Below are 25,012 nucleotides of genomic sequence, written 5' to 3' on the forward strand. Positions count from 1 at the left end.
ATTTTATAAAAAAAACCAACGTAAGTTGGTTTTTTTTATGCCTAAAAATCACGTATAAATACCTAGTCTTTTTTGTAAATAAATATTTACATTTGGTGAATTAAATGATTTATTTATAATAGTACTAGCTATGGATAATTTTCCAATTCAGTTGTCTGAGAATATTTTGTTAGAGGCACAGCTTAGCCGTGACACATCATCTTTAAGAAGAGAACTTTATTATATTAAAGATAAAAAATTAGAGTCTTATTTAGATAGTGATGAATTGAAAAATATCTTTTGGTCTAATATTTACAATGCGTATGTTCTAATTATAGCAAAAGAAGCCAAAGAAGAAACCGCTGTTTTTAAATATAAAAGAATAAAAATTGCCCGTCATCTTTTATCCTTAGATGATATTGAATTTAAAATTTTGGGAAAGAACAATCACAATCCATTACATAAATTTATAAATAATTTATTCAGTCCAAGATTTATTAAAAGTGCGGCAGTAAAGAATGTTGATTCTAGTTATCTAATTCGTTTAGATCGAACAGCTTTGAATACTTCTTTAGTTGTGAATTGATTTTAAACAGTTTTACTTCTATCTTAGCAAGTTCTCTCTACATATTTTGCTGTTTATCTAATATTGCTAATTTTTTTGATACTGTTTTCATTACTATTTAACCCGTTATTTTAATGGTATCGGCACTTGCCAATTATTAGTTTTTGATTAATTTTAACCCAAAATTAATTAAAAAAGTAATCCCTTGAATATTAAAGAATTTACCACTATTGCCGAAATGCTAGCTCAAATTGAAGTGATGCAACAGTTATATCCAAAACTTAGTGTAGAGAAGTATGAAACCTATCTTCAAGAGATGGTTCCTCATAATTATACGCAAATTGCTGTATTTGAAGATGAGATCTGTTTAGGGATAACAGGTTGTTGGTTTTCAACAAAATTATGGAGTGGTAAATATTTAGAAATAGACAATTTTATAGTTCATACAGACCATCGTTCAAAAGGAATAGGTAAATTGTTGACTGATTATGTGGAGCAAAAAGCGATTGATTTAGAATGCACTAATATCGTTCTCGATGCTTTTACTTCCAATTTTTCAGCCCACCGATTTTATTACAATCAGGGATATGGTCCTAAAGGTTTTCATTTTGTGAAAATCTTGAATGAAGAAGGGTTGACTTAAATTTATGTTAGATGCGTTTTATAAACAGAGGTATTGTCGTTGTTATAATCTTGTTTTGCTTTTCATTTTGTGTTTCACAAAATGAGTTTCAAACTCGCTTTCCAGTGCCAATGGATTCAGTTTATTACAGTACGAAGATAGGGAGTCAAGAAAAGGATACTATTAAAAGTGATATTCATATCGTTTTTATCGAAGCGTTACCTAATACAATTCAGTTGATAAAAGTGTATTTCAATAACCAGGTGTCTAACATTGATAAAGTAGATGAAAATAATTTTATGGCTTCTTTTTTTAAATTTGTTCCTAAGCCGGATTTAATTTTAAATAGCGATAGTAAATTAGAATATGGAAATGAAGCGCCCGTAATTACTAAACCAAAATTCATATTAAGTCCCAATGATGCCGTTTTGGAATATAAAATGAAAAACAAAACTTATTTTTTTAAAATCATTAATCTAAAAGAAAGACAATGATTAACAAAGCTTCGGTGATTAAACCAAAGAATTAGTTATTTTTGTTTTTTAAAATTAATAGACACACCACATTTTGGGATTATATAAAAATCTTTTTAAACAAACAGCTATTTACGGACTCGCGACAGTTTTACCGCGAATGTTTAGCTTTTTGCTAGTGCCACTTTATACCGATTTGCTGCCTAAAGCAGAATATGGAAAAGTCTCCATCATTTTTGCTTGGATGATTTTCTTTAATGTTATTCTAGCTTACGGGATGGAAACTGCTTTTTTTAGGTTTTATAACAATGAAAGCAATAAAAAATCAGTGCTAGAAACATCAATGGTTTCTATCTTTTGGACTACTATTTCTTTCTTGTTTATTGCGTTATTATCTAGGAATACATTGGCAGCTTGGTCAGGTATTGATTCACAGTATATTGGATATACCATTTGGATTTTAGCTTTAGATGCTTTGGTAATTATTCCTTTTTCTAAATTAAGGGCTTTTCAAAAACCAATGGTTTATGCGGTTATAAAAATTGGTAATGTATTGGTAAACCTTATTTTGAGTGTCTTTTTTCTACTTTATATGCCTAAGGTAGTCGCTTCAAATCCTCATGGATTTTTAAGCTCTTTGTATGTAGAAAATTTCCAAATAGGCTATATTTTCTTGGCAAACATTATTGCTAGTTTATTAACTTTTGTAGCATTATCTCCAGATTATGTTTTTCTAAAATGGAAATTCGATTTGGATTTATGGAAACGCATGATGCGCTATGCATTGCCAATAATGGTAGCCGGAATTGCATTTGCAATCAATGAACAGTTTGATAAAATTCTTTTAGGACGATTGTTACCAGACAATATTGCTGAAGCCGAAGTGGGTGTTTACTCTGCCTGCTACAAATTAGGCTTGTTTATGGTTTTATATAGAACAGCCTATACATTAGGAATTGAACCGTTCTTTTTTAGTCATGCTTCTGATAAAAATGCGCCACAAACGTATGCTATGGTGACAAAATATTTTGTCATTTTTGGATCGTTCATCTTGCTATCGGTAATCGTTTTTGCTGATTTATTCAAAATGCTTATGATTCGTGATGAATCGTATTGGGTAGCCATGAAAGTTGTGCCCTTAATCATATTGGCCAATTTCTTTTTGGGGATTTACACTAATCTTTCTGTTTGGTATAAATTGATTGACAAAACGTATATTGGTGCTTACATTTCCATTGTAGGAGCTGTGATAACATTAGGACTTAACTTTTTATTGATTCCTACAATGAGTTATTACGGATCAGCAATTGCAACAATAGCCGCCTATGGAAGCATGATGTTTATTTCCTATTACTTGGGGAATAAATATTATCCAATTCCGTATGATTTAAAGAAAATAGGAGGCTATCTGTCATTATCGATATTCTTTTCGGCAATATCGTTTTATGGATTCAGGGAGAATTACTTTGTAGGGATCTTATTATTGATTGTATTCCTCTATTTTATATATCACAACGAAAAAGAAACCCTTTTAAAAATTGTAAAACGTAAAAATAACTAGTATTTCCTTACTGGTTTTTTGGAGCTATTTCCTGCTGTCCGCTATATCTTTTCTTTCCTGAAAAGTCAAGAAAAGGATGTCACTTCCATCAGGGCTAGAAATCCTGCTAACAATTCAAACAAATTAAAATGAAAATAAACATCATCAATAAATCACAACATGCCCTGCCTAACTATGAAACCATAGCTTCAGCAGGAATGGATTTAAGAGCTAATTTAATAGAATCAATAACATTACAGCCCTTAGAAAGAACTATTGTTAAAACAGGGCTTTTTATGGAGTTACCCATAGGGTATGAGGCTCAAGTAAGACCAAGAAGTGGTTTGGCTTTCAAGAACGGTATTACAGTATTGAATTCGCCTGGAACAGTTGATGCCGATTATCGTGGTGAAATTGGTGTGATTTTAGTAAATTTATCCAATCAGGCATTTGTTATCCAAAATGGGGAACGCATTGCGCAATTAATCATTGCAAAACACGAACGGGCTGACTGGATTGAAGTAGAAGAGTTGTCAGAGACTTCAAGAGGAGCTGGTGGTTTTGGTAGTACAGGTGTAAAATAAAATTTATTAATTCAAAGATTGTAATATTTAAAAATTCGAATAGAATTCTTTAATCGTTCAATCATTTAATCTTTCAATATCATTAAAATGAAAATAATAGTGCCAATGGCAGGACGTGGTTCACGTCTTCGTCCACATACAGTTACCGTTCCTAAGCCATTAATCCCTGTTGCTGGAAAACCTATTGTCCATCGATTGGTAGAAGATATTGCTAAAATATTAAAAGAACCAATTGAAGAGATTGCTTTTATTCTAGGCGACGAAGCTTTTTTTGGGGATGATGTAGTAAAAAGTTTAGAAGAATTGGCTCAAAGTTTAGGTGCCAAAGCTTCTATTTATCGTCAGGACTTACCTCTAGGAACTGGACATGCTATTATGTGTGCCAAAGAATCCTTGTCAGGACCAGCAGTAATTGCTTATGCAGATACATTAATCAGAGCTGATTTTGATTTAGACCCTACTGCTGATGCTGTTATTTGGGTAAAACAAGTAGACCAGCCTGAAGCTTTTGGAGTGGTGAAGATGAATGCCAATAGTGAAATTACAGAATTGGTTGAAAAACCTGCTGAATTTGTAAGTGATTTAGCGGTGATCGGAATATACTATTTCAAAGAAGTTGGTGATTTAAAAAAAGAACTTCAAAACGTATTAGACAACAATATTCAAAACGGTGGAGAATACCAGATTAATGACGGAATCAAAGCGATGATGGCTAAGGGTAAAGTTTTTAAAACGGGTAGTGTAGATGAATGGATGGATTGCGGGAATAAAAACGTAACCGTTGAAACCAATTCCAGAATGCTTGGCTTCTTGCATAATGACGGAATGCATTTAGTTGATTATGATGTTAAGTTAGAAAATTCGACTATTATCCCGCCCTGTTTCATTGGTGAAGATGTTGTTTTAGTAAATGCAACTGTTGGGCCTAACGTGTCTCTTGGCAAAGGAAGTCATGTAGTCGATAGTGCTATAAAAAACAGTTTGATTCAAACTCATGTACACATCAAAAATGCTAATTTAGATAATGCCATGATTGGAAATCATGTTGTTTTTGATGGTAATTTTACCAGTATCAGCATTGGTGATTATTCTGTTTTGGAATAATTTTTTCTAGTTTTAGAAATTACTTTTTATTATGAAAGGATCAGCTTTAGTACTATTGTTTTTTGTTTTGCTTGGCAATCCTGCTTTGGTATTGGCACAAACAGAACCGGACCAAATAAAGCTAGATAATAATAAATTTCAAGATTTGTTTTACGAGTCGTTAAAACAAAAAGCAATAGAAAATTATGATAAAGCAATAGTAGCTTTAGAACAATGTTTAAAGATAGACCCTCAAAACGCGACCGTTCATTTTGAGTTAGGAAAAAATTATTTGGCTTTAAAAGACTATAAAAATGCTTACACTTGTTTCGAACAAGCCAGTAAAATTGATCCTACGAACAAATGGTTTTGGGTAGGAATGTATGATGTGAATTATGCAACTAAAGATTATGAGGGAGCAATATATACCATTAATAAGCTAATTCCATTTGATCCAAAATTCAAAGAAGACTTAACTTCGCTTTACATGAACACAGGTCAGTTTGATAAAGCATTAGTACTTATCAATGAATTAAATGAAACCACAGGAAAAACAGACAGACGAGAATCCTATAAAATTCAAATTTTATCGCAAGGAAAATACCAAAATGCGGAAATAGTAAATTTAGTAGATCAGATAAATAAGTATCCCAAGGAGGAGTCCAATTATATTTCACTAATATATTTGTACTCTAAAAATAATGAAATAGATAAAGTCCTTGAAACGGCACGAAAATTGGAGAGTGAAATTCCAACATCGGAATGGGCACAAGTAAGTTTGTTTAAGTTTCATCTGGATAATAATGATGGGGATAAAGCAGTTAAAGCGATGAACATCGTTTTGGCTAGTTCCAAAATTGATTCAAAAATAAAACACCGGGTTCTAAATGAATTCTTGATTTTTACAAATGCAAATCCGCAATATAACTCCGACTTAGAAAAAGCGATTGGTTATTTTGATTCTGATCCTGAAGTGAATGTGGCAAAGGAAATAGGGAAATTTTATCATGCTAAAAAACAATGGGATAAAGCCATTGTGTACTATGATAAAGCGATTAAAAAAACGGCGGATGTAGATGTTGAAACAAATTTACTTTTGCTTCAAGCGTATATTGAAACCAAACAATTTGATCTAGCAGCAAAAAAAGCCATGGATATGGTAGATGTTTTCCCTACACAGCCACAGTTTTATTATTATGCTGGCTTAGGATACAATCAATTGGTTCAGTTTAAAAAAGCCAAAGAAATTCTCGAAATGGGGTTGGATTATTTAGTTGAAGATGTTGCTTTAGAAATAAACTTCAATATTCAATTGGGAGAAGCTTATAATGGTTTAGGAGATAATAAGAAAAAAGAGTTCTATTTTTCAAAAGCCAATCAATTATTAAAACAATAAAAATCGAATGAAAAAAATACTCGCTATTCTGTCAATCCTTGTATTGATTTCTTGTAAGTCAAAAGCCGTGGCTACAACTGCTACTGCGCCTGTTGATTACTTAGCCGCAAAAAAAATTATAGCCAGTCACTATAACAATAAAAGTGATTTTTCTACATTATATATTAAAGCAAATGCGAGGTATAGTGACGATAAACAATCACAAAATGTTACTGCTGAAATTAGAATTAAGAAGGACGAACAAATTCTAATAAGCATTCGTTTTTTAGGGATTACAATGGCAAAAGCTTCTATAACTCCAACATCTGTGAGTTATTATGAAAAAATTAAAGGAACCTATTTTGAAGGAGACTTTAGTTCATTAAGCCAATGGTTAGGTACTGATTTGGATTATAATAAAATTCAAAATATGTTGTTGGGAGAAGCTTTAGATGATTTAAAGAAGGGAAAATATACAGAGTCATTAGTGGAGCAATTGTATCGATTGGATGATTTATCGAATGGAAATACAAAAAAGACATTTTATATCAATTCAAATGATTTTAGCGTTAATAAACAAGAAATAACACAAGTAGCCGAGGGTAGGATGATTCAAGTAGCCTACGTTGACATTAAAGAATATAAAGAAGCCTTGATGCCTACAAACGTGCTTATAAATGCCTATCAAGCCAAAGGAAAAACGGAAATTAACTTAGACTATAAAACAATTTCATTCAATGAAGAACTTTCTTTTCCATATAGTGTCCCAAATGGTTACAATAGAATTATAATTAAGTAAATTTGCAAAAAATATATTTTTAAGATGCCAAAATTTCTCCTTAGCTTAATTTTTTTATGCATGACCTCAGTTATATGGAGTCAGTCTTCTCAACAAGAAAAATTAGAACAACGTAAAGCCCAAATCCAACAGGAAATACGGGATAACGAAAAGTTATTGCAGTCCGTGAAGTCCAAGGAAAAATCGGCGATGAATGTATTTACGATTCAGAAAAATAAAATTAGACTGAAAGAAATATTGATAAATACGACTGAGAAACAAACCAAACTTTTGGCAAATGACATGTATGTTAATCAGGTTAAGATCAATAAGCTTAATAAAGAGTTGATGATTCTTAAAGAAGATTATGCTAAGATGATCTTGAAATCGTATAAAAGCCGATCGGAGCAAAGTAGAGCAATGTTTATTCTGTCGTCTGAGAATTTTTTACAAGCGTATAAAAGAGCACAATATTTAAAACAATATACCAATTTTAGAAAGGCACAAGGAGAAGAAATATTTTCTAAGTCGACTCAACTAATTGATTATAATAAAAAGTTGAATGTTCAAAAAGTGGCAAAACAAAAACTAATCGTTGAAAACGAAAAAGAAAAAAAAGGATTAGTAAAAGAAAAAGAAGAACAGGAAAAACTAGTAAATTCAATTAAAAAAGACAAGAATAGAATTGTTTCGGATATTAGAAAAAAACAAAGAGAATCCAAAACGATTGACAAACAAATAGACCGTTTAATTCGCGAAGCTATTGCTGAGGCCAATAGAAAAGCAGCGATAGAGAGAGCTAAAGCCAAAGCACTAGCATTATCAAATAGCGCGAAGTCTACAACAAAAGGGGATACTAAAGAAGCCGTACGAGAAGCTGCAAAAGAAGCTGCTAAAGAATCCGTTTCTTCTTCCAGAATTGAATTGACACCAGAGTCAAAAATAATAGCTGATAATTTTAGAGCTAATAGAGGGAATTTACCTTGGCCAGTAGAAAAAGGGTTTATATCGTTGGGTTACGGAGATCAAGCGCATCCTATTTATAATACATTAGTGATTCATAATAGCGGTGTAGAAATAACAACTAGTGAAGGGGCATCTGCAAGAGCAGTTTTTGGTGGTGAAGTAGCAAGTGTTATGGTATTATCGCCTGTTAATAAAGCCGTGATGATACAACATGGAGATTACTTTACTATTTATCAAAATTTAAGTTCTGTATCGGTTAGTAAAGGAGATAAAATAAGTATAAAACAAACGATTGGTAGAGTAAGAACAAATGGTGATACTGGTAAAACAGTAATTAAATTCTTGCTTTTACAAAATACAACGTATACGGATCCAAAAGGATGGTTATCAAATAAATAATATTGTATATTATAAAAAAGGAGGGATCAAGCTTTGATTCCTCCTTTTTTGGTATTAATTACTTTTATTATTGTTATTGTTATTGTTGTTGTTGTTGTTGTTGTTGTTGTTGTTGCTGAAGTTGTTGTTTCTCAATGTGATTTAGTTGTTCTTGAAGCTCTGCAGATACTTCATGTAGTAGTACATCATTCACTTCTTCAAAATGCCTGCCGTCTTCATAGCCAATTGAAACTGAAACCGACAGTGTTTGTCTTGCAAGACCTTTAAATGTTCCTTTTACAAGGGTGCAATCATTGAAATTCCTCCCTGTTGAAAGTTTGACATGATTGTCCATTGTCCAAATGTCATTAGTAGGGTCTAATCCTAACCAACCTTGATTAGGAGAATATATTTCTACCCAAGCATGTGTAGCGCCTTCTCCGCGCAGTTCATTTTTATTGGGACAAATATATCCACTCACATACCTTGAAGGAATTCCCGCGCTACGTAATAGTTGCAATAATAAAATGGCAAAATCTTGACATACTCCTTTTTTAATTTCCAATATTTCATCTATTGTAGTTTCTATATTGGTAATCCCTTTTGTATAAGTGAAATTTGTAAAAACATAGTGATTACATTGTTGGGCAATTTCAATTATGGATTTGTTTTTATAATCGATTTCATCTAATATAGCATCAATTTCGTTTTGTTTGTTGATGATTTCTGGGTAACAAAGTCGAAGTAAAAGGATGCTTTTTTCTTTTTCCTTTTCTAAATCTTTTACCGTCGTATCATCGATTTCTGGAATTTTAAGAGAATGATTGACACGTACCAACATTCTAGTTTCTATGGTTGTTTCAGAATGGGAATGTAAAATATTAAAATTCCCCACTCTATTTCCATAGTAGTCCTCTGAAAGTGCTACCTCAGGTTTTTGAGATATCATTAGCTGATATTGTAACACATCTTGGTTGTCAAAATTATGAGGAAATAAACGAATCTCGTTTATACTTTCCTTAATAGGCCAATTGTATTGGTATTTTGTGGTGTGTACTATTTTATAAATCGCCATTAGTTGTTAGGTATAAGAAAAAAATAATTTAGAAAAATCTTTCGAAAATTGCATCAATTGTTTTTTTGTATTGTGAAGTACTTCCTCTAATTGTTGGTTATCTAAATTTTGATAATCGGTAAATTCAATATAACTTTTGAGTCTTCCAAATTGATTTTGTAACACTCGTCCTTCGTTTAAATAATTTTGTTTCAACAGGCTTTCTAAATATATTTCGATGTACTCTAAAGTATAATAAACAGAATGGGCAAAATCTTTATTAAAAATCACATGTTGAATTACTTTCTGGTTGTGAGGAATATTACTATAACTCTTCATATACATTTCATAACCTGAAAGGGATAACAGTAATTTTCTCCAGTACAGTAAATCTTCATTTCCATTTACGTTATAATTGATAGGAGCATAATAAGCCTGAGTCATTGAAATGGTTTGTAAACAACGCTCAATATGCTTGCCTATGCTTGAAAAGCACCATCCTAATCCTCTTGGCATGGTAACTTGAATGATACCATTATAAAGCAAAAAGTTTTTATTTAATTTGGCCAATACATCTAGTGCTTTGGCTGTTTCTAGTTTTTTAGGCAAGTCTGGAGAATTAATATAAAGGTACATGGAGTTAATATGTTCCCATAATTCTTTTGTTATCTTATCTTGAGAGCCTCTTGCATTTTCACGTGCCTTAGTAATTAGGTTTTTAACCGAGTTGTGATTATTTTCATCACAAATAATATATTTTAGAACAAAATTAGTATCAAACTGAACTTCTCTAATTTTATCATTTGACAATATGGTGTAGTATTCTAATAACGGTTTGTAACCTTGATAATCATTAGTTTCTTTGTCAAAAGATAAAGCATAAAGAGTGTTAAGGGTGAGCAACATTCCATCTGTTCTTTCCATATATCTGTTAAGCCAATACATTCCATCAGCAACACGGCTTAGCATATTTACTTCCATAGTGTGTGTGTTTTTAAGTTCGTAAACAATTGCTTTTATTTTATGATCCAAGTGTCTTTACTACCACCTCCTTGCGAGGAATTTACGACTAAGGATCCTTCGGTAAGCGCAACTCTTGTTAGCCCTCCAGGTACTATTTTAACTCCGTTTGGGCCACATAATGCATAAGGCCTTAGGTCAACGTGTCTCAGTTTAAGTTCTCCGTCGATAAAACAAGGAACGGTGCTTAGCTGGATAATGGGTTGTGCTATGAAATTTCTAGGATTATCAATAATTGCAATTTTGGCGGCTTCAAGTTCTGCTTCGGTCGCTTTATTCCCCATGATCATTCCGTAACCACCACTCTGGTTCGTTTCTTTAACCACCATGTTTTCCATATTAGCAAATACAAGTTCTCTTTCTTCCTTATTACCCATTTGATAAGTAGGCACATTTTTTAAGATAGGTTCCTCGTTTAGATAGTATTTTATCATATCTGGAACATAGGCATAGACGGCTTTATCATCAGCGACTCCATTTCCTACCGCATTTACCAAAGCAACGTTTCCTAATTTATAAGCGCTTATCAATCCAGGAACACCAAGTGTGCTGTCTGGTTTAAAAACAAGGGGGTCTAAATACTCGTCGTCTAATCGTCTGTAAATTACATCCACTTGTTGAAGACCGGAAGTTGTTTTCATATAGACTTTGTTGTTATTCACAACTAAATCTCTTCCTTCAACTAATGGTACTCCCATTTGTCTCGCGAGGAAAGTATGTTCGTAGTAAGCGGAATTATAAACTCCTGGAGTGAGCAAAACTACATTTGGGTTTGATATATTTCTTGGAGAAAGAGATATTAAAATATTATGAAAAATCATAGGGTAATTGACCACCATGCTAACATCATTGTTGCTGAACATTTCAGGAAACACTCTTTTGGTTATTTCTCTGTTTTCCATCATGTAACTCACACCACTAGGGCATCTTAGATTGTCTTCTAATACATAAAATTCTCCATCGGCTCCTCTAATTAAATCAATACCCGCAATGTGTACGTGGATATTATGGGGTAGTTTTATTCCGTGTACTTCTTGAATATAATGAGGGCATGAAGCAATTAATGCAGCAGGAATAATGCCTTCTTTTATAATAAGTTGTTCGTTATAAATATCTTCCAAAAATAAATTAAGAGCTTTTAGCCTTTGCGCTATCCCTGTTTCTACTTCTATCCAATCTTTCTGGGTAATTATTCTAGGAATAATATCAAATGGGAAAATTCTTTCAATTCCCTGGTCGTCATCGCTATAAACCGTGAATGTTATCCCTTGGTTCATGAAAATATCTGAAGCCTGTTTTTGTTTTTCATTTAGTTGCTCAATACTTAAACTTTCCAATGTTTGTAGTACTTGGCGGTATGAGTCTCTAACACCTTCTTTTGAGAACATTTCATCCCATCCATTTGAATTTAAACTAGGTGTTAATTTTATCATATATTATCGTTATTAAAAAATTAAACAAATGCTATTTATGGTGTGGAAAACACAATTTTTTCTCTAAAATAACTATTTTATTTGTTAAAATAACTATATTTATTAATTATTCAATAATAAATATACTATTCCTTTTTTAATATCAATTTTTTGAATGATTTATTTTTATTCTATGTTTTATTGATAATTCAGTAGTGTTTATAGTACCAGTATTATAAACTATCTCCCTTTAAATCATCGTGATTTGGGTCTTTTTATGAAGAATTAGAGCACGGAAAACAGCACAAGTCATTACTAAGATGTTAAATCTAGTTTTTGACATATGCTGTTTTTAAAATGAAGTCTTCTTAAAAAGGATAGTAGGAATATAAATCAGGGCTTGTTAAAACTAGATTCAATTGCTTTTAGCATTCCATTTGCTGTCCAAGTACCGGAAACTATTATCCTTCTTATGGTATAAAGAGGGTCGTTTGGGTCTCTTTTTGTAGATAAAATAAAAGCCATTTGATATCCACTTTTTTTGATTTCTGGGATAACAGAGGTATTCCACAGCCCAAAAGGATAGGCGAAGTACGTTACTGGTTTTCCAATGATTTCTTCCAGTTTAGTTTTTGGTTTATTAAGCTGAATATTCCAGTCATCCCCACTATATTTAGTTACCATATGATGGTCCCAAGTATGTGCTGCAATTACATTACCAGAGTCTGATAAGTCTTTAATTTGTTCTTTACTTAAATATTTTGGTCGATTAATAGAGACGGTCATCACAAAAAACACCCCTTTAAAACCGTATTTTTTCATTTCAGTTGCTCCTAACGTATACTGCTCTTCTCTTGTGTCATCAAAGGTTATCATTATTGGCTTTTCGGGTAGTGGTCCATCATGAAGGAGATATTCATACAATTGATCAGGTAATATGGTATGATAACCATCATCTGCCAATGCTTTCATTTGAGCTGAAAAAACAGCTGGTTTAACCGTATAAGTCTTTATATCTCCGCTAGCTGTATTACTAAATTCCCGAATATTATGGTAGCATAAGATGGGCACTTCCTTTTTAGCAAGAATAGTGGCCGTATTTGCAGTTTCTTTTTTTGGTGCCTTTTCCGGACTAGCAATTGAAACTTGGGTAGTTTCTTTTTTATCGGTTTCTTTCTGCTCCGTTTTAGATTGGCATCCTATCAAAATGGTAAAGCAGCTTATAACTACTAATATACTCTTTTTCATAGTTCTATTAATTATTGGTATTGAATGTATAGTGGTTTTGGAGTAAATTTCAACAACTCTTCAGGAGTGTACATTTTCCAATCGTTCCAATTGTCATTTTTATAAAACAATTTAAATCCTGTAAATTGAACAGGTTCTCTATAGATATAAGTAAGGTAAGTGGATCTTTTAAGTACTTTGCTACCAAAACCATCCATATCCATTACTACCTGTACTTCAGGAACTGTTTTTATTTTTTTATAATTAGTGACCATTCCTTGTGTAAAGCGATGTACGATTAACACCTTTGGAGTCAATTTATTTTTTTTGACCAAATTAGCAAGGATGTCTATCGCGTCATTGATATCGTCTGCAGTAAATGTCCCTATTTTAGTACCAGGCACGTGCCCGTTTTTCAATGAAAATTCGGGATCGATTCCTAAATGTACGTTGGGTAAAGCGAGATATTGTTCTAGTTGAGTTACTTCGGTTTTTACAGTGCTATGTCCTACTTGGATATCTAGAAAAATTAGTGCGTCGATAGGCTTTGCCCAGCTTATTATGGTGTCAATTTGTTTAAACGGCATTCTCATGCGATGCATATTGTCTTTTCCAGGTGCGCCTTGAGCAGTAACTGCAATATAATGCAAAGCAGGAATTGTTTTAACTGTAGGGTCAGCTGCTGCCCATTTGGCCACTTCTCCTTGTAATTGCTTAAGCATTTGTTCTTTTGGGATTTCTCCAAGTATCCCCATTCTTTTGGAATACAAATTTCCATAAAAAGCAATAATCCTATTGTATGGTAATAATGCTCCGGGTAAAGGATAAGGTGTTTTTACAGGCCATCTTCCTGTAGTGTCATTATTGCTAATCGCTAGCATTCTTTTATTATAATCTAAGGTATCTATAGTAGAAACTATTTTTTTCTTTACAGAATCTGTAACGACTTTAGTAGTTTGTTTTTCAATTATTTTTTCGTCCGCGGCTTTACCTTGATTGCAACTAGAAAAGACAATCAAAATAGAAATAGAAAGTGATAGGATAACGGAATTTTTCATAAAAATAAATTAGATGTTTACACAAAGGTAAGTCTATTTATATGCTATTTGTTATGTTTATATGGTATGATTTTATAATATAATCATTAAGAAAGAATTTTTTTTAGCAGCTGTTTTTTTAGCAAAAAATCAGCTACATTTTTTTAACTCTCCTTTTGTTTTTGAATGTTTTTTTAGTTGTATTATCCTTATCTATAGTATTTCTATATTGGTTTTGATTTTACTGCCAATTATTATATGAAATTCCAAGACGTGCTACTTTAGTTGTTTAAAAAAAGGAAACAGTTTTCTCCTGTAAATACCGTCTTAAAATTAAATAGCTGTAATTTTGAAAAATAATTTAAGAGCAACATTTTGAAAACATATTTAGATATTGAAAACTGGCCTAGAAAAGAGCATTTTAATTTTTTTAGAAAATTTGAAGAATCTTTTTTTGGTGTAACCGTAGAAATTGATTGTACTAAAGCCTATCAAACTTCAAAAAAACTGGGAAGCACTTTTTTTATTTATTACCTCTACAAAACGTTAGTGGCAGTGAATACAATTGAACCTTTTAGGTACCGAATTTCAGAGGATAAGATTATTATTTATGATAAAATTGACGGTTCAGCAACGATAGGAAGAACAGATGGTTCTTTTGGTTTTTCATGGATAGAATACGATGCTGATTTTGAAATTTTTACCGCCAATGCGGTATTAGAAATAGAACGGGTTCAAAATGCACCAGGCCTTTTTACTCGTGCTTTTGATACGGATAATGTAATTCATTTTTCTGCAATTCCATGGATTAATTTCACATCCCTTTCGCATGCCCGCAGTTATACTTTTCCCGATAGTTGCCCAAAAATTTCATTTGGAAAAATGAGTACTAATGAAGCTGGAAAAAAAACGATGTCAATGTCAATACATGTTCATCATGGATTAATGGATGGTTTGCATGTAGGACAATTTGTAGACTGTTTTCAAGAGTTAATGAATCAATAGTCTTTTCTTTTTTGTAACTTTATAGAAAACATTTAGTTATGCTATCAAAAAATATTGAATCCGCACTGAACGATCAGGTTCGTATTGAAGCTGAATCTTCGCAAACCTACCTTTCAATGGCTTCATGGGCAGAAACTCATGGACTAGAAGGGATTTCTAAATTTATGTATGCACAATCAGATGAGGAACGCGTACATATGTTGAAGTTAATTAAATTTATCAACGAACGTGGTGGACATGCTCAAGTAACCCAACTAAAGGCTCCCAAAACAACCTATCTCACTTTTCAGGAAATGTTTGAAGAGTTGTATAAACACGAAGTTTTCGTTTCGGAATCGATTAATGAATTGGTTCATATTGCTCTTTCCGAAAAAGACTATGCGACTCATAACTTCTTACAGTGGTATGTTGCTGAACAAATAGAAGAAGAAGCGCAAGCTAAAAACATACTAGATAAAATACATTTGATAGGAGATGACAAGGGAGGTTTGTATTTGTTTGATAGAGATATCCAACAATTAACGGTAAATAGTGTGACTTCAGGTCATTCGAAGTAAGAGACTCTTAATTTCTGAATTATAATTGCTTTCTTAATTTTAACTCTTTACAAATTGAGTAAAAAGGATAAAAATAAAGCCAAAAAAAAGGATAAAAAAAAACTCCTTAAAAAAGATAAGTCTGATAAAGGGTTAAAGAAAAAGTGTTGTGAGAACTACAAAGACGGAGAAGATAAGCGATGTAAACGTTGCCCTAGATTTGATCAACGATAAGTAAGAACTATTTTAGTTTAAATAAAAAAACCATCGACTAGTATCGATGGTTTTTGTGTTTATTGACTTGTTAAAAAATAGTTCTTAAATAAAATTACTTTCCTAATAAAAGGAGTTCCGTTACCACTACCTCGGTTACATAGCGTTTTTCCCCATTTTTATCGTCATAGCTTCTGTGGGTTAATTTTCCTTCAACAGCAATTTCCTTCCCTTTAGTTACGTATTTTTCAATTATTTCGGCCGTTTTCCCCCAAGCTATAAGTCTATGCCATTGGGTTTCTTCTACCTTTTCCCCTTTGTCATTTTTATAGGTTTCATTAGTAGCTAATGTAAAATTGGCTAGTTTTTTTCCTCCGTCAAAATTTTTGATTTCAGGGTCGTTTCCTAGGTGTCCGATTAACTGTACTTTGTTTCTTAATGCATTCATGGCGTGTAAATTTTAAATGTTATTGTTAAGTGTAAAAATCGTGCCGATGTTTGTTTGTTTCGACATGGCAAAGATTCGACAATAACTAAAACTTATTCGGTTAGTATTCAATTACTTTCGGTTGTAAATATTTGTAAACGTTTGTAAACGGATAATAAATTCCTTATATTTGTCAAAAAATATTTACATATGCCAAGTACAATACAGTCTATTGAATTAAGAAATTTAAAAATAGAGGATTATAAAGAATTAAAAAAATCAATGATTGAGTCGTATCCAGAAATGGCTGAATCATTTTGGAAAGAAGAACAATTAGAGACCTTATTAAAAATATTTCCAGAAGGACAATTGGTAATTGTTGTTGATGGAATTGTAGTTGGCTCTGCATTATCTATTTTAGTTACAGAAGATTTTGCATTCAAGACTAGAACGTACAAAAATATTACAGGTAATTATACTTTTTCAACTCATAACCCTTTAGGAGAAGTTATTTATGGTATTGATGTTTTTATCAATCCTAAATACCGCGGACTTCGATTAGGAAGACGTTTGTATGATGTTAGAAAAGAATTGTGTGAACAATTAAACTTAAAATCAATCATTTTTGCAGGTAGAATTCCATCTTACGGAAAATATAAAGATGAAATTACTCCAAAAGTATATATTGAAAAAGTAAAGAAAAAAGAAATATACGATCCTGTTTTATCATTTCAATTAAGTAATGATTTCCATGAAGTTCGTGTGCTTAAGAATTATTTAGAAGGAGATACGGAATCTCTTGAGTATGCTGTTCTGTTAGAATGGAACAATATTTATTATGATGACAGTCCAAAGTTAATTAACACAACCAAAAGTGTGGTGAGACTTGGATTAATCCAATGGCAAATGCGTTCATTAGCTAATCTAGATGCGCTTTTTGAACAAGCTGAATTTTTTATTGATACCGTTTCGGGTTATGGAAGTGATTTTGCTTTATTTCCAGAGTTTTTTACTGCGCCCTTAATGGCTGACTTCAACCATTTGTCAGAAGCCGAAGCGATTCGTGAACTTGCAAAACATACAGATGCAGTAAAATTAAAATTTCAAGAATTTGCGATTTCCTATAATATCAATATTATCACGGGTAGTATGCCTTTCATAGAGAACGAACATGTTTATAATGTTGGTTTTTTATGCAAACGTGATGGTACAAACGAAATGTATCGCAAAATACACATTACCCCAAATGAAATTTTCCACTGGGGAATTACAGGAGGAGACACGATACAAACCTTTGATACTGATTGTGGAAAAATAGGAATTGTCATTTGTTATGATGTAGAGTTCCCAGAACTTTCTAGGTTAATGGCTGATGAAGGAATGAATATTTTATTTGTCCCTTTCCTTACTGACACCCAAAATGGATATACACGAGTAAAACACTGTGCACAAGCAAGAGCCATTGAAAATGAATGTTATGTTGCCATTGCAGGTTGTGTAGGTAATTTGCCTAAAGTGAATAATATGGATATACAATACGCACAAGCAGCTGTATTTACGCCTTCCGATTTTGCGTTTCCAAGTAATGGAGTAAAAGCGGAAGCAACACCAAATACGGAGATGACTTTAATTGTGGATGTTGACATTAATCTTTTAAGAGAACTACACGAACATGGAAGTGTAAAAATCATGAAAGACAGAAGACACGATTTATATAGTTTGAAAAAAATATAATAAATGAAAAATTGTTTAGAATGTGGTGAGAAAATTGTAGGGCGGGAAGATAAAAAATTCTGTAGTGATGGTTGTCGCAATGCCTATAATAACAAAATAAACAAAGACAACAATAATTTTATGCGCAATGTTAATAATAAATTGCGCAAAAATTATCGCATCCTACTAGAACTTAATCCCGATGGAAAGTCAAAAACAACCCGAGCTAAATTACTTAGTAAGGGGTTTGATTTTGAATTTTTCACTAACATATTGAATACTAAAACAGGAAATACCTACTATTTCTTGTATGATCAAGGCTATATGCTTTTGGACAATGATTTCTATATGTTAGTTAAAAAAGATATTTAATACCACAACACCCCAAATCCCCCAAGTATGAAAAAAGGTTTTTCCTCCCTATTTTACATTTTGTTTATTCTTATTGTACTAGGAATACTTTATTTTACCATGATGCCACAATGGACTTCTAATGATGCCGTTCCACTATCTGAATTTTCAACTAATAGAGCTTTCACTCAAGTAGAAGCGATTTCAAAACAACCCCATTATGTAGGCTCGACCAATCACGAAAAAGTCGCTGAATACTTGCAACAAGAACTACATAAATTAGGACTAGAAACATCTATACAAGAAGGATATACCTTAACTGACTGGGGAAACTTAGTTAAATCTAAAAATATCTTAGCTCGAATAAAAGGGACTCAAAATACAAAAGCCTTATTATTGCTTACCCATTACGACAGTGCCCCACATTCGTCTTCTCGTGGCGCCAGTGATGCTGGTTCTGGGGTAGCTACAATTTTAGAAAGTGTACGTGCTTTTTTATATGCGAAAACACCTCATAAAAATGATGTTATTATTCTTTTTTCGGATGCCGAAGAATTGGGTTTAAACGGAGCCGCTCTTTTTGTAACAGAACACCAATGGGCAAAAGAAATTGGATTGGTTCTAAATTTTGAGGCGCGAGGTTCTTCAGGACCTAGTTACATGCTTATGGAAACAAACGGGGGTAACGCTGAGTTAGTAAAAGAATTTGCTGCTGCGGGGGCACCAATGCCAGTAACCAACTCTTTGATGTACAGTATTTATAAAATGCTTCCTAACGATACTGATTTAACTGTTTTTAGAGAAAAAGGAAACATTCAAGGGTATAATTTTGCATTTATTGATGATCACTATAATTACCATACCGCTCAAGATGATAGTAGCCATTTAAATAAAAACACATTGGCACATCAGGGAAGTTACTTGATGCCCATATTGCATTACTTTTCGAATGCGGACTTAAACAGCACTCAAATTGCAAATGACGATATCTATTTCACCATTCCTTACACCTTTATACATTACCCTTTTAGCTGGGTTTTACCAATGTTATTCATAGCATTACTTCTTTTTATGTTTTTAATTTTTATAGGAATTGCTAAAAGAATTTTAACTTTTTCAGAAATCATAAAAGGATTTGTCCCCCTTTTAGGTTCAATACTAACTGCTGGATTGGTGACCTTTTTTGGATGGAAAGGACTCTTGATGGTGTACCCGCAGTACACTGATTTACTCAATGGCTTTACCTACAATGGACATGCTTATATTGTTGCCTTTGTGTTATTAAGCTTGGCCATTTGTTTTGCATTTTATCAAAAATTATCTGTTAATAAAAGGACGATGAACCATTATGTAGCTCCTTTGTTCCTGTGGCTTGTTATTAATGGATTTATTGCTTTCTATTTACAAGGCGCTGGATTTTTAATTATTCCTGTATATTTTGGAATTTTTGTTTTTGGAATTTTTATCATCACACAAAAATCGAGTCTACTTTTAAACCTTATTTTAATTATCCCTGCTTTATTGTTGATTGCGCCCTTTATTCAAATGTTCCCTATAGGATTAGGGTTGAAAATTCTTTTTGGAAGTGCGATTCTTACGGCATTAACTTTTGCATTGTTATTACCAGTTTTTGGGACTTTTGTTAAAAAGGGAAGATGGGCAGTTGTCTTTTTATTACTTTCTATCGGATTTTTTGCGAAAGCACACTACGAATCAGGCTATGAAAAAGGCAAAGCCAAATCGAACAGTTTGGTTTACATTTATGACGCAGATAAAAATAAAGCCCATTGGGTTACCTATGATAAAAACCTAGATGTTTGGACTAAAAGCTATTTGGGTGAAAACCCAAAACATGCAACTTCTTGGGCTGAAACTCCGTTGTTCAGTAAATACGATTCTCAATTTACTTACGCCACGGAAACGCCTGTGAAAGAATTGGCAAAACCTACCATTGAATTTCTAAAAGACAGTGTAGGTGGAAATCACCGCTATTTTAAAATTAAAATCAGTCCCAATCGTACCGTTAATCGCTATGATATTTTTGCTAATGAAAAAATAGTATTTTATGATTTTAAAGCCAATGGAGCAAAACAACTAGAACAAAATGGATCAAAGATGAATCGCAACGGTAAGAAAATTCTAAGTTATTATGTAGTTAATAACGAACCGCTAGAGATGCAATTTGCCATAGATAAATCAGGGCTGTTTGATATGCAGCTTTTAGAAAGCTCTTTTGATTTAATGTCTAACCCATTATTTAAGATGACTCCAAGGGCGCCCTGGATGATGCCAACTCCCTTTGTTTTAAATGATGCTGTAGTGATTAAAGAAAGAATAAAACCCTCTCCTAAAGTGATTGAAGTTCCAATAATTATAGAGACAATTAAAACGGTCCAAAGAACGCCAGTTTTAAAAGTAAAGGATAGTTTAAGTGTAGAGCAATAATTCTATTTTTTAAATATTTATTTGATTTTAAAGTCTAAAATTAACCGCAAATTCACCAATTAAAGCTGTGAATTTGCGGTTTTTAATTTTAGAATAAAACTAAAAATGACACTAAAATTTTTATCGAAAATCCTTTCGATTTATACTACTTTTGTATTCTCTATTTAAGTTAAAAATGAAACAAATTAGCATTCTAGGTTGTGGTTGGTTGGGTTTGCCTTTGGCGAAAGCTTTAGTTGAAAAAAAATTTATTGTAAAAGGCTCAACAACTTCAGTAGAGAAACTTTCTACATTAGAAAATGCAGAAATTCAACCTTTTTTGTTGGCTCTTGAAAGCGAAAGCGTTCCTGATGCTATTCCTGCTTTTTTTGAAGGAAGTGAAACACTTATCATTGCCATTCCGCCCAAATTAAGAGGAAAGAACAAGGATTATTCGGATGCCAATAACAATTCATTTGTGAAAAAAATAGCAGGTCTTTTACCTTCACTCGAAAAGTCTTCTGTTCAACAGCTCTTGTTTATTAGTTCAACAGCTGTTTATGGCGAGGCCAATGCTGTAGTTGATGAACATACAAAACCGATACCCGTAACTGAAAGTGGCAAACAATTACTAGCAATAGAAGAATTATTAGTAGAGAATACTCATTTTAAAACGACCATTTTGCGTTTTGGAGGTTTAATTGGCAATGATCGTCATCCTGCCCGATTTCTAGCTGGGAAAGAAAATGTTGACAATCCTGAAGCACCTATCAATCTAATTCATCAAGATGACTGTATTGGTATTATCTTGAAAATTATTGAAACTAATATTTGGGGCGACACCTTCAATGCAGTTACTCCATTTCATCCTTCAAGAGAAGAATATTATACTCAAAAAGCATTAGAAGATAACTTAGTCCCACCACAGTTCAATCACGAAAAAGGGTCGGTAGGAAAAACGATATTAAGTGATAAATTAGAACAAACACTTCATTATTCATTTGCAATAAAACAGTTATAGAGTGATAAAAAAAATTCAAAATTCATTTTCAAATAAGATTAATGAAATTGGCTTGCCTATTCTAGCACTTTGTGTTGTGTGTTTTTTTTGGGGAACCACTTGGATTGCTTCAAAAGAAGGAGTGAAGCATATGCCTGCTTTGCAATTGGCAGGAATTAGACAGTTCATTGGTGGGTTACTTTATGTTTGTTTTTTTCTTTATAAAAAAGCACCTTGGCCAAAAGGGAAACAGTGGAAAACAATTATCATATTGAGTTTACTTAATTTTGCATTGAGTAACGGTTTGAGTACTTGGGGAGTTAAATATATTAGTAGTGGACTGGGTGCAATTATAAATGCTGTTTTTCCTTTATGGATTGTGATTATTACTTTTTTTAGAGGAGAGAAATTAGCTAAACAGGCTATATTAGGTTTGATAGTAAGTTTTGGTGGTGTTTGTGTTATTTTTTACGATCATCTAACTGATTTCTTGCAGCCTGATTTCAGATTTGGAATTCTACTTTCAGTAATATCTACGATAAGTTGGGCTTTTGGAAGTTTATATACTAAGAAAAAAGCGGCCACTTTTAATCCTTATTTCAGCCTCGGATTACAAATGCTTATTTCCAGTATTTTCCTTTTGACGATTACGGGGGCAACAGGAACGGGGGTGAATATAACATCAATTCCAGTAAATTCTTGGTGGGCAATTGCATATTTGGTAATCATTGGATCGGTTATAACCTTTATTGCATTTATCTATATGCTACAAAAATTGCCGCCTGAAATAAATAGTATTTATGCTTACATTAATCCTATTGTAGCGGTGCTATTAGGTGCATTTATCTTTGGAGAACTACTTACAATGGCCATTGCTTTAGGTGGAGCAGTTACGCTTTGTGGCTTGTATATGGTGAATCATTCGATACGAAAAGCCCGTAAAATAGCCTTGGAAAATATAGCATAAAAACATGTTTACTTATAGATACAAAAAAACCCAAGTTCTCACTTGGGTTTTGATTTTATAATACTTTTTCTTACCAGATTTTAACTCTTTTTTCGGGTTCAATATACATACCGTCTCCTTTTTTTATTCCAAATGCATCATAGAAAGCATCCACATTTTGGATAGGTACGTAAGCACGATACATTCCTGGAGAATGCGGATCAGTTTTTACTTGATTTTTTAAGGCTTCATCACGGGATTTAGTTCTCCAAACTGTTGTCCAAGCAATAAAGAAACGTTGTTGCGGTGTAAAGCCATCGATAAGACCTGGGTTTTTATTGTCTTTTAAATACAATTGTAATCCATCATAAGCTGCATTCACGCCTCCCAAATCACCAATGTTTTCTCCCAAGGTAAATTTACCATCTACATGAACTCCTGGTAAAGGTTCTAAAGCACTGTATTGATCCGCAAGTGAAGTTCCTAGTGCAGTAAATTCTTTTAAATCATTAGCAGTCCACCAGTCTACTAGGTTTCCATCAGCATTGTAACGCGCTCCTGAATCATCAAATCCATGAGAAATTTCATGACCAATAACGGCGCCTATTCCGCCATAATTTACGGCTTCATCTGCTTGGTAGTTATAAAATGGAGGTTGTAAAATTGCTGCTGGGAAAACAATTTCATTATAAGAGGGATTGTAATAGGCATTTACCGTTTGTGGTGACATGTACCATTCCGTTTTATCTACTGGTTTGTATAGTTTGTCAATATCTTTTTGAAAGCTCCATCTTGCTAGATTTTTTGAATTTTCAAAATAACTACCACCATCAGTAACTGCTTTAATATCTAATTTGGAGTAATCCTTCCATTTGTCAGGATATCCAATTTTGATGGCAATCTTACTTAATTTTTCAATTGCTTTAACTTTGGTTTCTGCTGACATCCAAGTTAAATCATTAATTCGATTTTGATACGCAATAATAATGTTTCTAATCATTTTCTCCGCTTTTGCTTTTGCTTCAGCAGGAAACATTTTTTCAACGTATAATTTCCCTAAAGCTTCTCCCACAGATCCATTTACGGTTTGTAGTGCTCTTTCTTCTCTTGGTCGTTGCTTAATTGCACCAGTTAATGTTTTACCATAGAAATCAAAATTGGCTGATTCAATTGTAGTAGAAAGTAAGCTAGTAGATTTGTTTAATAATGTCCATTTCATGTATTCTTTCCAAGCTGTAACATTATTTTCTACAAGAATAGTTTGCAATGCTTTCATGTATTTTGGCTCTGAAACTATAACTGTGTCTAATTTTGTAAAACCAAGACCTGAAAAATAATTTCCCCAATTTATTAGCGGAGTTATTTTTTGTAATTGAGCAATAGTCATTGGATTGTATTGCAATCTTCCGTCTCTACGTTCTACTCTGTCTAAACGTGGTTTTGACAATTCAATTTCCAAGGCTAAAATCGCACTAGCACTTTCTTTGGCTTGCTCTGGAGTTTCTCCTATGAATTGTAGCATTCGAGCAATATGTAATTCGTATTTTTGTCTTTTTTCTTTCGTGTCTTTCTCTTCTGATGTATAATAATCTTTATCAGGTAACCCTAATCGAACTACTCCTAAGTTAAGTGCGTTTTTAGAACTGTTTTTATCATCAGCTCCTACACTTACTCCAAAAAAACCAAGGCCACCAATGGGTTCCATTTCAATCAATACTTTCTGAAGGTCTTGAGAGTTTCTTATTTTATCTATTTTGGCTAAGTAGGGTAATAATGGAATGATATCTTGTTTGTCTCTGTTGACTGTGTCTAAAATTGAATTGAAAAGATTAATCGCTTTTCCTTGATCTGTGTTGAACTTATATTTAGGATTTTTTGCAGCTTCTTTCAAAATGGCAAGTGCATCTTTATCCGTTTTTTTAAGTAATTCATTAAAACTTCCCCAAGAAGTTCTATCACTTGGAATTTCTGTTTTGTCTAGCCAAGCTCCATTTACAAATCTAAAAAAGTCATCATTTGACCGAATGCTTTTGTCCATATTTGAAACATTAATCCCAGGATTTTGATGTACCGGAACGTTTTGAGCCTGAATGGTCGCTAATCCAAAAATTGCAGGAATCGTAAAGAAAAGAGTGTTGTTGAAATATTTTTTCATTTTTATAATGGTTTAGACTGATACACAAACATATCAATAATATTTTAAATAAGATGTTAAAATTAACATGTAGTCGATGTTTTGTTAAATAATCTATTCAAAGGCTTTTTTTGAATAACATTATTTCTCCCAGTTATAATATAAATGGT

General features: G+C 32.7%; 23 protein-coding genes. 16 read left to right on the forward strand and 7 right to left on the reverse strand.

Features of this window, described 5'->3' with window-relative positions; all coding sequences use genetic code 11:
• Positions 1–130 precede the first annotated feature (130 nt).
• From AB3G33_RS04340 to AB3G33_RS04380, 9 genes are all read left to right on the forward strand, one after another.
• Complete coding sequence (locus AB3G33_RS04340; protein WP_367772905.1) at positions 131–565, forward strand: DUF547 domain-containing protein; 435 nt, start codon at positions 131–133, stop codon at positions 563–565.
• A 217-nt stretch (positions 566–782) separates the two neighbouring features.
• On the forward strand, positions 783–1,187 hold the full coding sequence (locus tag AB3G33_RS04345) for a GNAT family N-acetyltransferase (protein WP_367774086.1): 405 nt from the start codon (positions 783–785) through the stop codon (positions 1,185–1,187).
• Between the two features lie 11 nt (positions 1,188–1,198).
• Positions 1,199–1,660, forward strand: a complete 462-nt coding sequence (locus AB3G33_RS04350) for a hypothetical protein (RefSeq protein WP_367772907.1) — start codon at positions 1,199–1,201, stop codon at positions 1,658–1,660.
• Between the two features lie 73 nt (positions 1,661–1,733).
• Complete coding sequence (locus AB3G33_RS04355) at positions 1,734–3,200, forward strand: lipopolysaccharide biosynthesis protein (protein ID WP_367772909.1); 1,467 nt, start codon at positions 1,734–1,736, stop codon at positions 3,198–3,200.
• 128 nt (positions 3,201–3,328) lie between these two features.
• Complete coding sequence (dut, locus tag AB3G33_RS04360; protein ID WP_367756377.1) at positions 3,329–3,763, forward strand: dUTP diphosphatase; 435 nt, start codon at positions 3,329–3,331, stop codon at positions 3,761–3,763.
• A gap of 87 nt (positions 3,764–3,850) precedes the next feature.
• On the forward strand, positions 3,851–4,867 hold the full coding sequence (locus AB3G33_RS04365) for a sugar phosphate nucleotidyltransferase (protein ID WP_367772912.1): 1,017 nt from the start codon (positions 3,851–3,853) through the stop codon (positions 4,865–4,867).
• 31 nt (positions 4,868–4,898) lie between these two features.
• A complete protein-coding gene (locus AB3G33_RS04370) occupies positions 4,899–6,242 on the forward strand; it encodes a tetratricopeptide repeat protein (RefSeq protein ID WP_367772914.1) in 1,344 nt (447 codons plus the stop codon).
• 7 nt (positions 6,243–6,249) lie between these two features.
• Positions 6,250–7,020, forward strand: coding sequence for a DUF4292 domain-containing protein (locus AB3G33_RS04375; RefSeq protein ID WP_367772916.1), 771 nt, complete (start codon positions 6,250–6,252; stop codon positions 7,018–7,020).
• A gap of 60 nt (positions 7,021–7,080) precedes the next feature.
• Entirely contained in the window at positions 7,081–8,364 is a 1,284-nt protein-coding gene (locus AB3G33_RS04380; RefSeq protein WP_367772919.1) for a murein hydrolase activator EnvC, read from the forward strand.
• Positions 8,365–8,443: 79 nt separating this feature from the next.
• Here the strand turns inward: AB3G33_RS04380 and AB3G33_RS04385 are convergent, their stop codons facing one another.
• The 5 genes from AB3G33_RS04385 to AB3G33_RS04405 all read right to left on the reverse strand — a co-directional run bounded on the left by AB3G33_RS04385 (position 8,444) and on the right by AB3G33_RS04405 (position 14,114).
• Positions 8,444–9,418, reverse strand: coding sequence for a transglutaminase domain-containing protein (locus AB3G33_RS04385; protein WP_367772920.1), 975 nt, complete (start codon positions 9,416–9,418; stop codon positions 8,444–8,446).
• 6 nt (positions 9,419–9,424) lie between these two features.
• Positions 9,425–10,378 (reverse strand): alpha-E domain-containing protein, encoded by a 954-nt coding sequence (locus AB3G33_RS04390; RefSeq protein ID WP_367772923.1) that lies wholly within the window; start codon positions 10,376–10,378, stop codon positions 9,425–9,427.
• Between the two features lie 35 nt (positions 10,379–10,413).
• On the reverse strand, positions 10,414–11,850 hold the full coding sequence (locus tag AB3G33_RS04395; RefSeq protein WP_367772925.1) for a circularly permuted type 2 ATP-grasp protein: 1,437 nt from the start codon (positions 11,848–11,850) through the stop codon (positions 10,414–10,416).
• 372 nt (positions 11,851–12,222) lie between these two features.
• Positions 12,223–13,077 (reverse strand): polysaccharide deacetylase family protein, encoded by an 855-nt coding sequence (locus AB3G33_RS04400; protein WP_367772926.1) that lies wholly within the window; start codon positions 13,075–13,077, stop codon positions 12,223–12,225.
• 11 nt (positions 13,078–13,088) lie between these two features.
• A complete protein-coding gene (locus tag AB3G33_RS04405; protein WP_367772928.1) occupies positions 13,089–14,114 on the reverse strand; it encodes a hypothetical protein in 1,026 nt (341 codons plus the stop codon).
• A 354-nt stretch (positions 14,115–14,468) separates the two neighbouring features.
• Here AB3G33_RS04405 and AB3G33_RS04410 point away from each other — a divergent pair, with 354 nt between their 5' ends.
• Entirely contained in the window at positions 14,469–15,098 is a 630-nt protein-coding gene (locus AB3G33_RS04410; RefSeq protein WP_367772930.1) for a CatA-like O-acetyltransferase, read from the forward strand.
• A 38-nt stretch (positions 15,099–15,136) separates the two neighbouring features.
• Positions 15,137–15,655, forward strand: a complete 519-nt coding sequence (locus AB3G33_RS04415) for a ferritin (RefSeq protein WP_367756400.1) — start codon at positions 15,137–15,139, stop codon at positions 15,653–15,655.
• 307 nt (positions 15,656–15,962) lie between these two features.
• On the opposite strand, the gene AB3G33_RS04420 is transcribed toward AB3G33_RS04415, so the two are convergent.
• Positions 15,963–16,295, reverse strand: coding sequence for a single-stranded DNA-binding protein (locus AB3G33_RS04420; protein ID WP_367772932.1), 333 nt, complete (start codon positions 16,293–16,295; stop codon positions 15,963–15,965).
• Between the two features lie 189 nt (positions 16,296–16,484).
• Here AB3G33_RS04420 and AB3G33_RS04425 point away from each other — a divergent pair, with 189 nt between their 5' ends.
• The 5 genes from AB3G33_RS04425 (at position 16,485) to AB3G33_RS04445 (ending at position 22,729) form a co-directional block, all read left to right on the forward strand.
• On the forward strand, positions 16,485–18,008 hold the full coding sequence (locus tag AB3G33_RS04425) for a carbon-nitrogen hydrolase family protein (protein ID WP_367756404.1): 1,524 nt from the start codon (positions 16,485–16,487) through the stop codon (positions 18,006–18,008).
• Between the two features lie 3 nt (positions 18,009–18,011).
• The gene (locus AB3G33_RS04430) at positions 18,012–18,359 is read left to right on the forward strand and encodes a hypothetical protein (RefSeq protein ID WP_367772934.1); all 348 of its coding nucleotides are present in this window, start codon (positions 18,012–18,014) and stop codon (positions 18,357–18,359) included.
• Between the two features lie 99 nt (positions 18,360–18,458).
• Complete coding sequence (locus AB3G33_RS04435; protein WP_367774088.1) at positions 18,459–20,783, forward strand: M28 family peptidase; 2,325 nt, start codon at positions 18,459–18,461, stop codon at positions 20,781–20,783.
• Positions 20,784–20,958: 175 nt separating this feature from the next.
• A complete protein-coding gene (locus AB3G33_RS04440; protein ID WP_367772936.1) occupies positions 20,959–21,783 on the forward strand; it encodes an SDR family oxidoreductase in 825 nt (274 codons plus the stop codon).
• A gap of 1 nt (position 21,784) precedes the next feature.
• Positions 21,785–22,729: a DMT family transporter gene (locus AB3G33_RS04445; protein ID WP_367772938.1), complete on the forward strand. Its 945-nt coding sequence runs from the start codon at positions 21,785–21,787 to the stop codon at positions 22,727–22,729.
• Between the two features lie 70 nt (positions 22,730–22,799).
• Here the strand turns inward: AB3G33_RS04445 and AB3G33_RS04450 are convergent, their stop codons facing one another.
• Positions 22,800–24,863, reverse strand: a complete 2,064-nt coding sequence (locus AB3G33_RS04450) for a M13 family metallopeptidase (RefSeq protein WP_367772941.1) — start codon at positions 24,861–24,863, stop codon at positions 22,800–22,802.
• Positions 24,864–25,012 lie beyond the last annotated feature (149 nt).

The sequence above is a fragment of the Flavobacterium sp. WC2421 genome, assembly GCF_040822115.1.
Classification (GTDB): Bacteria; Bacteroidota; Bacteroidia; order Flavobacteriales; family Flavobacteriaceae; genus Flavobacterium.